At 48.9% G+C, this 12,155-nt stretch carries 7 protein-coding genes; 5 read left to right on the forward strand and 2 right to left on the reverse strand.

Features of this window, described 5'->3' with window-relative positions; translation table 11 throughout:
• Positions 1–51: 51 nt before the first annotated feature.
• Entirely contained in the window at positions 52–2,685 is a 2,634-nt protein-coding gene (locus DES35_RS07375) for a DNA gyrase/topoisomerase IV subunit A (RefSeq protein WP_114366261.1), read from the reverse strand.
• A gap of 678 nt (positions 2,686–3,363) precedes the next feature.
• Between DES35_RS07375 and rpoN the strand changes: the two genes are divergently transcribed.
• The 4 genes from rpoN to DES35_RS07400 are packed head-to-tail and all read left to right on the forward strand — an operon-like array spanning position 3,364 to position 7,243.
• On the forward strand, positions 3,364–4,854 hold the full coding sequence (gene rpoN / locus DES35_RS07385) for an RNA polymerase factor sigma-54 (RefSeq protein ID WP_037357552.1): 1,491 nt from the start codon (positions 3,364–3,366) through the stop codon (positions 4,852–4,854).
• 8 nt (positions 4,855–4,862) lie between these two features.
• Positions 4,863–5,483 carry a hypothetical protein gene (locus DES35_RS07390; RefSeq protein ID WP_037357554.1) on the forward strand — a complete coding sequence of 207 codons (621 nt, stop codon included), beginning with the start codon at positions 4,863–4,865 and terminating at the stop codon, positions 5,481–5,483.
• A 10-nt stretch (positions 5,484–5,493) separates the two neighbouring features.
• Positions 5,494–6,594: an AI-2E family transporter gene (locus DES35_RS07395; RefSeq protein ID WP_037357557.1), complete on the forward strand. Its 1,101-nt coding sequence runs from the start codon at positions 5,494–5,496 to the stop codon at positions 6,592–6,594.
• A gap of 1 nt (position 6,595) precedes the next feature.
• Positions 6,596–7,243, forward strand: a complete 648-nt coding sequence (locus DES35_RS07400; RefSeq protein ID WP_037357559.1) for an RluA family pseudouridine synthase — start codon at positions 6,596–6,598, stop codon at positions 7,241–7,243.
• A 17-nt stretch (positions 7,244–7,260) separates the two neighbouring features.
• Here the strand turns inward: DES35_RS07400 and DES35_RS07405 are convergent, their stop codons facing one another.
• Entirely contained in the window at positions 7,261–9,522 is a 2,262-nt protein-coding gene (locus tag DES35_RS07405; RefSeq protein WP_114366246.1) for a TonB-dependent receptor, read from the reverse strand.
• Positions 9,523–9,639: 117 nt separating this feature from the next.
• Here DES35_RS07405 and DES35_RS07410 point away from each other — a divergent pair, with 117 nt between their 5' ends.
• Complete coding sequence (locus DES35_RS07410; RefSeq protein WP_114366247.1) at positions 9,640–12,003, forward strand: TonB-dependent receptor; 2,364 nt, start codon at positions 9,640–9,642, stop codon at positions 12,001–12,003.
• Positions 12,004–12,155 lie beyond the last annotated feature (152 nt).

The following is a 12,155-nucleotide window of genomic DNA, read 5'->3' on the forward strand; positions in this document are numbered from 1 at the left end:
CGGCCGCTTGCCGCAAGCGGCCGAGGGGGCGCCCAATGAGAGAAAATTACATTATTGGTTGGGGTTGTCTTTTTCTGGATTTTGGTCGAGCAGGTCAAAGAGGGTGATTTGCCGGGCTTCTTCTGTGGATAGGTCGATGTCGATGTCGGTGAAGTCTGCCGGGGTTGTTTCTTCGGGAGCCGGTTCGTGGGGGTGGAGGAGGGTGATTTGCCTGACGGGGTGTGTGGTGAGTTGGTTGCCGATGGTTTTCATGCCTTTTACGGAGATGAATTCGGCGAGGTTGACTTCTTCGGGGGGACGGGCATTGCCTTTTACTTCATCGAATTCCAGAAGTACAACGGGGTTGGGCTGGAAGGTGATGAGTTCGGGCTGATTTCCATGGCCTTCGGGGATGAAGGATTCGCGTCGATCGGATTTTTCGGGGTGGAAGCGTTTTACGAAGTAGCGCTTCCGGGTGTGGTCCCAATAGACGCAGGTGATGATTTCCTGGGGGTTGAATTTTCGGATGTGAAGTGCGTCGTCGTCGAAGTGGGTGCTCAGGTCGGTGGTAGTGAGGCGGTAGGTACCTGTTTTGGTGACCTGTATGATGAGGTCGTCGCCCTTGAAGGTGCCGAGCAGTTGGCCGCGGCCTTCGGTATTGAGTCGCATGATGGAGGTGTCGAGCCAGATTTTGCGGGGTGCCAGTGTGCTGAGGCCTTTTTCTTTGAGTTCGATTTTTTTGATGGGGTATTTGGTGACAAGGTTTCCGCGGGCGTTGCGACCTTTGATGGCGAGGGTGGCAAAGTCGATGTCAAAGCGCAGTTTTTTGAGTTTGGAGATGGGTTTGAGGTATACGGATACGACTTCAGCTTCGCCGTTGGGGTTGGCGGTCAGGTGGAGGATTTCGCTGCCTGGTTTGCCTTGTGTGATGTCGTATTCGTTGCCGCGGATGATGGAGTCTACATAGAAGCGTTTCATATAGGAGGGACCTTTGGAGCCGTCGCGATAGATGAGGTTGTAGATCGTGCGTCGGTCGCCTTTTTTGAAAACGGCTGCGTGGATGATGTCCGGTCCGACAAACACTTTCTGGTCGACTTTGACGACCATCATCTTGCCGTCGCGCCGGAAAACGATGATGTCGTCGATATCGGAGCAATCGCAGATGTATTCATCTTTTTTGAGGCTGGTGCCGATGAAGCCTTCCTGGCGGTTGATGTAAAGTTTTTCGTTGGCAATGGCTACGGTTTGTGCCTGTATTTCGTCGAAGAGGCGCAGTTCGGTTTTGCGTTCGCGTCCTTTTCCGTATTTTTCTTTGAGGTACTCAAACCAGCGGATGGTGTAGTCGGTCAGGTTGGCCAGGTTTTGCTCTACTTCGGCGATTTGGCCTTCCAGGGCCTGGATGTGGTCGTTGGCTTTGTCGGAGTCGTATTTGGAGATGCGTTTGATTTTGATTTCGGTCAGACGTACGATATCCTCTTCTGTCACGGGGCGGAGCAGGTGGCCGATGTGTGGTTTGAGCCCGATGCGGATGCTGGAGATGACTTGCTCCCAGGTTTCGGCATCTTCGATGAGTCGATAGATTTTGTGCTCGATAAAGATTTTCTCCAGGGAGGCAAAGTGCCATGCTTCGCGCAGTTCATTGAGTTTTACGTTGAGCTCTGCTTTGAGCAATTCCCGGGTCAGGAACGCGGATTCCCGGAGCATCTCGCTGACTCCCATAAAGAGAGGCTTGTCCTGGTAAATGACACAGGCGATCGGGGAGATGCTGACCTCGCAGTCGGTAAAGGCATAGAGAGCATCGATGGTTTTGTCGGGCGACAGGCCGGGGGGGAGGTGGATGACGATTTCTACATTTTCGGCTGTATTGTCTTCTATTTTTCGGATTTTGATTTTGCCTTTGTCGTTGGCTTTGAGGATGGAGTCGATCAGGGAGCCTGTGGTGGTGCCAAAAGGTATTTCTGAGATGACCAGTGTCTTTTTGTCGATAGCGTTGATTTTGGCCCGTACCCTTACGCGTCCGCCCCGCTGGCCGTCGTTGTAATTGCTTACATCGGCTATACCTCCCGTGGGAAAATCCGGGTAAATGGTGACGTTCTGGCCGTTGAGTATGCGGATGCAGCCATCGATGAGCTCATTGAAGTTGTGGGGCAGGATTTTGGTACTCAGGCCTACGGCGATGCCTTCGACTCCCTGTGCGAGTAAGAGGGGAAATTTTACCGGGAAGAACACCGGCTCTTTGGCCCGGCCGTCGTAGCTGGACTGCCATTGCGTGATTTTAGGCGAAAAGACTACATCCAGGGCAAATTTTGTAAGCCGGGCTTCGATGTAGCGCGGGGCTGCGGCTGAGTCTCCGGTCAGAATGTTTCCCCAGTTGCCCTGGCAGTCGATGAGCAGGTCTTTTTGACCGAGTTGTACCAGGGCATCGCCTATGGAGGCATCCCCATGGGGGTGGTATTTCATCGTGTTGCCGATGATGTTTGCCACCTTGTGGTAGCGGCCATCGTGCATCTCGTACATGGAATGGAGTATGCGACGTTGGACCGGTTTCAGGCCGTCGTACATGGCCGGCACGGCTCGCTCCAGAATCACATACGAGGCATAATCCAGAAAATACTCCCGGTACATGCCGGAAACTTTGCTGACTTTGGCTACGTGGCCTTCCATCTGCGGATCAGGCTCGCCATTGAGTAGTTCCTCGTCGCTCATCTTCAGGTAAGCAGGTGTTGATGATTTTTCTGGCTGTAAAGGTACTTCCGATGCGCCAAGTGCCACACAGACTACCATTGCTTCTGTAAACCTTCGGCAGAAAGTCCGCGCACATCGCCCACATCGGGAGGTATCGGCTATTGGGCCCAAATCCTTAGGAAATCACCGATGACAAGGTCCACAGCGGCAAATCCAAAAAAAATTTCATCAGGGCGTGCCCCCGCGCGCCGGCCATCTGTGGCTGGCCTTACCGCGCGGGGTCGGGCTGCTGCGGGGTACGCTTCGCTCCCGTGCTGCGCACCGCCCTTTCGGGCGCCCTCCGCATCCCTCACGCGAAGGCCGGAGGTGCACACGCCTCCGGCCCATTCGTATCTGTAAACCATCCTCGATACACGACCGAAAACGCAAATTCAGGCGTGCCATATCCGGAAAAAAGACCACACTACAGCCTTTGCAGAAAATTCACATCCCTGCCCGATTCAAATACCCCGAAATAGACCCGCCTCAAAATGCACATCCAAAGCCTCTAACAGAAAGCCTCCTCACACACCCCACACAATAATGCATTGGCAACAAGTAAAAAACCAGCTCATTCCTGAAAAAGGCCCCGCAACAAGCAAATATCAAGCCATCCGATTCGTCGCCCAATTGTAAATTGGCCCACAAAACCTAAAAAACGTGCTCAAACAGGGATTAAGTCAGAAACTCCTTCAAAAACTTTCCCCACAGCAGATTCAGCTCATGAAGCTGATTCAGCTGCCAGTCGCCATGCTAGAAGAGCGCATCAAACAGGAAATCGAAGAAAATCCCGCTCTCGAAGAAGCCAACAACAATAATGAGGAAATATATGAAGCAGACCTACCGGACAACGAATCCCCTGAAGACGAATACGATGAAGACGGAGTCCTGATCGACCAGCCCGAAATCACCAGTATCGAAGACTTCGACGAATACGAATCCCTGCTAAGCGAAGACACACCCGACTACAAGCTAAAAGCCAACAACTACAGCGCAGACGACGAAGAATATCAGGCACCAGTCGTGAGCTCAGAAACCTTTTACGAAAACCTCATCCATCAGCTCGGCATGCTCCGACTTCCCGATACCTGGCGGATAGCCGGCGAATACATCATCGGCAATCTCGATGACGACGGCTACCTCAGACGCGATCTCGAAAGCCTCAGCGACGATCTTCTCTTTACCAAAAACATAAGCATCTCACCCTCTGAGCTCGAACAGGTACTCCGAAAAGTTCAACAACTCGACCCACCGGGTATAGCCGCCAGAGACCTTCGCGAATGCCTTCTCCTACAACTCTTGCGCCGGCCTCAAACTCCGGAAGTCAAGCTCGCCATCAAAATCCTGGAAAATCACTTCGACGAATTTGCCAAAAAACACTACGAAAAACTTCTCGACCGCCTGGGCATCGATGAAGACACCCTCAAGGACGTCATCACCGAAATCAGCCAGCTAAACCCCAAACCAGGACTTCAAATCAACACCGCCCTCGACCGGGACCTCAGCATCATTCCCGATTTCATCATCACCATCAACAACGACAAGCTCGAGCTCACCCTCAACGAACGAAATGCCCCCGAACTCAACATCAGCCGCGAATACAAAGAACTCCTTCAAGCCTATAAAGAGGGCGCCAAAACCAATAAAAGCCAGAAGGAAGCTCTGATGTTTGTAAAGCAAAAACTCGACTCGGCCAAATGGTTTATCGACGCCATTCAGCAGCGCCAGCAGACCCTCCTTATTACCATGTCTGCCATTATGAACTATCAAAAGGAATTTTTTCTCACTGGCGACTGGACCAAGCTCAGACCGATGATACTCAAAGATATAGCTGACGAAGTAGGTCTCGACATCTCCACCATCTCCCGCGTAGCCAGCAACAAATACGTCCAGACGCCCTTTGGCACCTTTCTCCTCAAAGAACTCTTCAGCGAAGGAATGACCACCTCCGACGGAGAAGAAGTATCAACCAAAGAAATTAAAAAAATCATGGAGCAGGCCATCGCCGATGAAAACAAATCAAAGCCCTATACCGACGACCAGCTCTGTAAAATCCTCAATGAAAAAGGATATCCCCTGGCCAGACGCACCGTGGCCAAATACCGTGAGCAACTCGGTATACCAGTAGCCCGACTCCGAAAACAACTTTGATGTACTCCATGACCTCACGATCACTGAAACAAACCCTCGGCAACCTGATTTCCTATGTGCTGCATCCCGCATTGGTCCCTTTGCTGTTCGCAGCCCTTGTAATTGCACAAACATCAGCACCGATTACAAGGTCACAGGCGATGTACCTGATGGTAGCCATTGCCACAGGTACGTATATATTCCCCGGGCTATTGACCGTCTTACTCTATCGGCTTGGAGTAATCAGCTCCCTCTTCATGCACAAACGAGAAGACCGTAAAATACCATACGTAATCGGAGCGGTTTTTTATTACTTCACAGCTGTAGCAGTGCGCTGGGTCTCCTCTGCCAAGCTCATATACCTCTTTCTCATTGGGACATGCATTGTCATTCTGATTCTACTCATACAAATTCCCTTTTACAAGGCCAGTGCTCACGTGGCGGCTCTATCCGGCATGTTGGCTGCAGTACTGGTTCTCTCCAGGCTCTACGGTTGGTCGCATTGGTATCTGATATCTGTGGTATTGACGATAGGACTGATAGCATGGGCGCGTTTGGAAATCAACGCTCATACCATCGTAGAGGTCATAGCAGGGTTTTTATCGGGATTTGTCCCTTTATTTGCTTTGTTTTCACTCTTGGTCCAATAATGACTAGTCCATGTCCAAAATTACTCGCAAGCAACTGATTGGGGGGCTTCTCGCCTTCATTTTGATTTTGGTACTGTACTTCTCCTTTCCGGTGATGGTCTATCTGGCCATAGCCGTATCGCTTACAATAGCACTGTCGCCTTTGATGGAATTTCTCGACCGGGTGAAAATCCGGCAAAAAAGCCTACCCGACTGGCTAAAGGCACTTATCGGTCTGTTGAGTGTTTTTCTCTTCTTTTATTTGTTGTTTCTGATTTTCGTACCCCCTTTGCTCGCCGAGCTGTATGCCATCTCCGATATCAGCATGGCTGAAATCTACCAAAACCTGGAAACTCCAATCAAAACCATTGAAAATTGGGCCGATGAAATTGGCATTAAACCGGTGGGCTATGAATCAAACAGAGAGTATATTCTGTCAAAATTCTCAGAATACTTCAACATTACAAACCTAACCGGCACACTCACAGGGCTGGTCAGTGCCATGGGCAATCTAGTGATCGCACTTTTTTCCATTGCCTTTATCACCTTTTTTCTTCTCAAAGACAGGCATATACCCTCCAGTATTGTCCTGGCATTTACGCCCGATAGCTCCAGCGATAAAATGTCCAGGGCACTGGCTCAAATCAAATATTCGCTTCGCCGGTATTTCATAGGCATCATCGTGCAGATCAGCCTGATTACCTTGATTGTGAGCTTTGGTATGTCGGTTTTCAATATCAAAAATGCCTTTATCATTGGCTTCTTTGCCGGTTTGATCAACATTATTCCATACATAGGCCCGGTAATTGGGGCCACTATAGGTACATTGATCGCTTTCGGCACTACACCGGGGTTGCTGGCTGCAGAAGTTTGGCAGTTTCACCTGCTCAAAGTACTATCGGTGTTTGCGGTCGTTCAGCTGCTCGACAATTTTATTTTTCAACCGCTTATTTTTTCCAAGTCGGTCAATGCACATCCACTGGAAATCTTTTTTGTCATTCTGGTTGCAGGTAATCTGTTTGGTATTGTCGGCATGATTGTGGCAGTGCCCGCCTACTCAGTGTTCAGAGTGATCGGGCGCGAGTTCCTATCCGAGTACAAGTGGATACGTTCCATTACCAAAGAGCGTTAAAATGCCCGCTATCGTATACGAATGCGACCATTATTGTATCATAGATAAGGAACACGGCCTCAACACCGAACCCGACTCCAGAGGAAACCCAAGTCTGATGGATTGGTTACGCCGGCAAAGACCGGAATTTTTTAAAAAATGGGGTCCACATCCGCTCCATCGTCTCGACAGGCCTGTTTCCGGATTGCTGCTGGTGGCCAAAAGCCTGAATGCTCACCGGATTTTACAGCCACTTTTCGAAAAAAGGCGCATCACTAAAAAATATTGCGCCCGCGTAGAAGGCATTATACATACTCCCTCGGCTGTTTTGGTCCATTTTCACCGAAAAGATCCTTTGAATTTCAAAGCAATTATATCATCCCAACCTTTTGAAGGCTCTGCTGAGATAAAACTATCATATAAAGTTTTAAGTCGAGGTCGTGATTTCACAGACCTTGAATTAAAACTAATTACCGGTCGATACCACCAGATTAGGGCACAGTTGTCGTATATCGGTCACCCTATCTGGGGGGATACTCTTTACGGATCAAAAGTAGTGAGGTCAGATTCGGTCATCGCGCTTCGCGCTTATCATTTGAGTTTTTATTGCCCGTTTCAGAAGAAACAAATACGTGTAGAACAAATGTCAGATTTAGGACAATGGGGGTAAACAATTTTACCAACGGGTCAAAAACTGTAGTGCCACTGTACAAAAAACCTCCGACCCTGTAATGAAGTAAATGCATATTCTGGATCAAAAGTCAATGCATAAGGATTATCAGGTGTAGGCAGTGGGTTTCCATCATTGTCAAAAACCACTCTGCTGTCAAATGGATCATCGGCTCTAGAAATCAGAAAAGGCAAACCTCGCCATGGAACAAAGTCCAAGAGATTTCGCCCTCCTATCGTCAAGCGGTTTCTATCATTGATTATGAAGGATATTTGGGCATTCAGGTGAGTAAATACCGGAGAGTATTCAGGCCTAGGATCCAATTCTCCGGCCAGGGGCAATCGCATAGGACCATAGGTAAAAGATGACACATCAAGCCTCCACCTTCCGCTATTATATCCAGTCATTGTCTGTATAGAATACCTCTCCACAAAAGGAGGAATCACATCTTCCTCCTCCTCATCATCCATCACTCCTAAATCCTGGACCGTACCACCCACACTCAAATACCAATGACTACCTATGCTCGTTTCACATCTAATGTTTAATCCCGCCTGATGAAAACTTCCGCTGAGATTATCAAAAATAATCTTCTGAGGATCACTATCGTAGTCTGGTAATATCCTGTTAGAAAACACATTGAAAAATGCCCCTGTAGTCAATCTAACAGAATAATCAGTATTCAGCTTTGCATACTCCCACTCCACAGAAGTACCAATGGAGCGTTCGGGTTTTAGAGCCGATGTTACTACCACCTCCCTTGCCCCGGACAGCGCAGCATGTTCCTCTGCAAATAGATTGACTACCCTAAAACCTGTACCATGTTGAACCCTGAATGATTGATTCCCACCTTTTACCATCAATCCCATTCGATACGTAGGTATTAAACCATGAACTGGGTGATAATCAGCCCTTAACCCTGCATTTAATCCTGTTATTTGCTTTTTAAAATTAAAATCTGCAAACAATCCCGGCATAAGAAATACTTCTGGAGCCTCCTCTTTTTTATCATCGGTATATAGCAGGGTGGCGGTAGTGTTGTCGTTGTAGTATTGATATCTGGCAGCTGCCCCTCCAGTGTAGCTGATGAAGCCTTTTGTCTCCCTCCATAGTAGCTGCGCATTTGCAAGATATTGTCTCGCCAGAAAAGCCTCGTCTCCATAAACACTGTTTTGATCATGTGTTGAAGCACTCCACCATACTGATAGAGGTTTGTACTTTGGAGATGTGTATTTCATTATCCATTCCAATCTGTTAGTGAAAATGCTCTCTACATAGGCCTTCCCATCCACTCTGTTGTGATGTTGGCCGATCATCTGACCACCAAGCCTGTCTTCATAAAAATACCTAAAATAACCATCCCAACTGTCCGAATACTTTACTTTGAAAAAAGTTGATAGCCTCTTTTGCAACGGAAGATCCATGAAACCATCTCCATTGTGGTCTACCCTGTTGTTAAAATAATGCGTTGAGACGCCAGTTAGCATCCTCCAGCGATTTTTTCTGTATGCAACCATTGCCTGTGTGGAAAATTCCCCCCAAGTAGTTACTTCCTGCTCCAAATGAAATCTGGGCGCCACATCCGGATCAGGAGTAAAAATGTTGATAAGCCCACCTATGGCTTCAGATCCAAAAAGCACAGCCCCGGGTCCTCTGCTAACCTCTACCCTGCTCATCAGAAAAGTCGGAAGAGCAAACAAACCATAGGTCGATGACAAGGGACCCATCATTGGCAGTCCATCGATGAGCAACATTGTATAGGGCCCGGGCAAACCATTCAGCTGAAGTCCTGGAGCTTGACATACATTACAACTATATTGCACCCTCATGCCCGGTAGTGCTGGCAACAAATCCATAATCTGCGATGTAGAAATTCGCTCAGTCAATCTCCTGTGAATTACTTCTACAGGAGCAACTACATTCGATCGGCTCACTGGATGCAGCGTTGCGCTGACGACCACTTCATCAATCATCTCGCCTAACCGGGTAAGCGTCACATTTACTACCGTATCACGCTCAAGTGTAGTAAAGATCAAAGTTTCTGATAAATATCCCCGTTTTGAAACAGTCATCTGTAAGTCAGATTCCCTTGCATTTACCCGTAGCTGAAACTTCCCGTTAGCGTCACTTTGGCCTTTTAAACCCAGCTTTTCAATTGAAATTTCAGCTCCTTGTACCGGTAAAGCTCCATCTGTCACTAAACCGTTTACCAAAACAGGCTGAGCATAAGCAATAAAAATTGATATAGTCGATAACAAAAGAATAGTTTTCGTTTTCAAAAAATCATAATTTAATTTGATAACAAAAATAAGTTAGGCACACCTAAAATAAATAAAAATTTTTGAAATCAAAAATTAAAATTCCACCCATTAAATTTGTTTGTGTATTCAATCCAAATGAAACAACTGCTTATACTTACCTATCTTTCCCTTTGTAGCTTTTTGACAACCCTCGCGCAAAATACCCTACATATCCGAGTCTTCTCCTCCCTGTCTGGTGAGCCAGTAAGTATGGCAGATATCACAATTAATGGTCGACTCGCAGGTATGACCGACGATAAAGGTCAGTATATCTACCACACACCTGAAAAATCACTTCTTCTTTCTGTTGATCATATAAGCTTTAAGAACCGTCGCGTTCGCGTCAGTTTTCAAACTACCTCGGTCCAATATATTACTATACCCCTTGAACAACTTATAGAAAATCTCCCCGATGTCACCATCACGGCCACCCGCGCACGCAAACCGATCACACGCGAAGTCGTACAAGTAGATCTACTGCCAAAGGAATTGATCTTCAATGTAAACTCCACCCGGCTTTACGATGCCGTTGACAAAGTGCCCGGAGTTACCGTCATCGACGGTCAGATGAGCATCCGCAATGGCAGCGGCTTTGCCTACGGCATAGGCAGCCGTGTGCTCGTCATTGTCGATGGAATGCCGCTCCTCACCGCCGACCGAGGAGATATGCGCTGGAATTTTGCCCCCATCGAAATGGTCGAAAACCTCGAAGTGGTCAAAGGCCCTGCTTCAGTACTCTATGGCGCCGGAGGCCTCAACGGTGCCCTCCATATCAAAACCCTCTGGCCAGAAAAAGAAAAACCCATAGCCCGTATCCAAACCTTTTACAATCTGGTAGACAACCCCCGTGATCCCGGTAAGAAATGGTGGTGGACTCAGCGCCCTGGCGAATGGGGCATTTCTGCTACAGCAGGCGAATCCTCAGGCCCACTGGACTATGTAGTAGGCATCAATCAGCTTACCACACGTGGCTTCATCCGCTTTACCGACCAGACACAGTCCAGACTCACCTTCAAAACCCGATATCGAACCCGACCCGATGGCCGAGGTCTCACTCTTCAATGGAACAGCTCCATCATGGGCTCCGACGAAGCAGACTTCCTCGCATGGCACGATGCCGATTCCAACTTCTATGTACCCCTAAACGGCGCTGACCCTGCAGCTACCTCCGCCGATGGCGCCACACGCATCGTACGCCAGCAGTGGCATATTACTCCAGAGGCCATTTACCTGACTCGTTCGGGCATCCGCCACCGTCTGGCCACACGTTGGTACCGTCTCCAGTTTAAAAATTACCGCGACAATCTCAAAACCAATCTCTTTAACATCGACTACTCCCTGGACATCCCCATCACTTTGTATACACGCCTTACCACAGGCTTCAACTATCAGTACTTCGACGTCTTCGAAATTTACAACATCGGCAACCACACCGGCCGAAACGCTTCCGCCTTCGCCCAGCTTGACCACCTCCGTGGGCGATGGGCCTTAAATACAGGGTTTCGATACGAATATTTCTCCATCTCAGGCATCGAAAGCCGCCGAATACCTGTATTTCGGGCAGGAGCCAATTATCAGGTCGACCCAACGCTCTTCGTCAGAGCCAACTTTGGCCAGGGCTTCCGGTTCCCCACCATCACCGAAATCTTCATCTCCACTGCAGGTCGCGAAGCCGTTCCCATCTTTCCAAACCTGAACCTACGCCCCGAATACGGCTGGAATGCCGAAATCGGTCTCAAAAAACAACTTACCATCAATACCTGGCGTCATTACTTCGACTTCTCCCTCTTTTGGCTCGAATACAAAGACCTGGTCGAAATCACCTTTGGACTTTATCTCCCACCCAGATGGGATACCGTACCCCCCAATCAGATACCCCTTGATACCATCGTAAGTTACCTTGGATTTCAAGCCCAAAACGTCGCCTTCGCCCGAAATGCCGGCCTCGAACTCTCCTGGACATCCGAAGGCCACCTGACCGACCAGCTCTTTATTCGCACACTTGCAGGCTACACCTACTCCCTCCCTGTCGACGTCAATCTGGATAGCACCCTCCGAAATCCCTTCCGTTACTTCAGCCGCTTCGCTACTTCCCTTTACACCAATGAAAACCCCTTACTCCACGCCATGCTCAAATACCGCAACCGCCACCTCATCAAACTCGATCTCGAAGCCACCTGGCGAGGCCTTCTCCTTGGCATCGACTACCGCTACCTCTCCAAAGTAGAGCGAATCGATGAAGTCTTCCGCACCTTTCTCCCCGGCTATGCCGACCAGATCAACAAACCCGGCTACACCGGCAACGAATACTTCATCAACCTGCGTATCGGATACCGCACCCCCCGTCATGGCCAGTTTACCTTTATCGTAAACAACCTCACAAACCGCGAATACATGATTCGCTTCGTGCGCCCCGAAGCTCCGCGAAACTTCACCCTACAATATCGCATTGAATTTTGATGCCCGATCACATTCCTACCACAGTCAAATAATTTTTAATTCAGGGCGTGCCCCCGTGCGCCGGCCTTGCGGCCTTACCGCGCGGGGTCGGGCTGCTCCGGGGTGCGCTTCGCTCCCGTGCTCCGCTGCGCTGCGCACCGCCCTGCGGGCGC

The organism is Schleiferia thermophila, from assembly GCF_003337435.1.
In the GTDB taxonomy this organism is placed as follows: Bacteria; Bacteroidota; Bacteroidia; order Flavobacteriales; family Schleiferiaceae; genus Schleiferia; species Schleiferia thermophila.

What these genes read in the sequence shown, in the direction of transcription:
- DES35_RS07410 (WP_114366247.1), top strand. Translation starts at nt 9,640, where the DNA reads ATGAAACAACTGCTTATACTTACCTATCTTTCCCTTTGTAGCTTTTTG.
- DES35_RS07395 (WP_037357557.1), top strand. Translation starts at nt 5,494, where the DNA reads ATGTCCAAAATTACTCGCAAGCAACTGATTGGGGGGCTTCTCGCCTTC.
- DES35_RS07390 (WP_037357554.1), top strand. Translation starts at nt 4,863, where the DNA reads ATGACCTCACGATCACTGAAACAAACCCTCGGCAACCTGATTTCCTAT.
- DES35_RS07375 (WP_114366261.1), bottom strand. Translation starts at nt 2,685, where the DNA reads ATGAGCGACGAGGAACTACTCAATGGCGAGCCTGATCCGCAGATGGAA.
- DES35_RS07400 (WP_037357559.1), top strand. Translation starts at nt 6,596, where the DNA reads ATGCCCGCTATCGTATACGAATGCGACCATTATTGTATCATAGATAAG.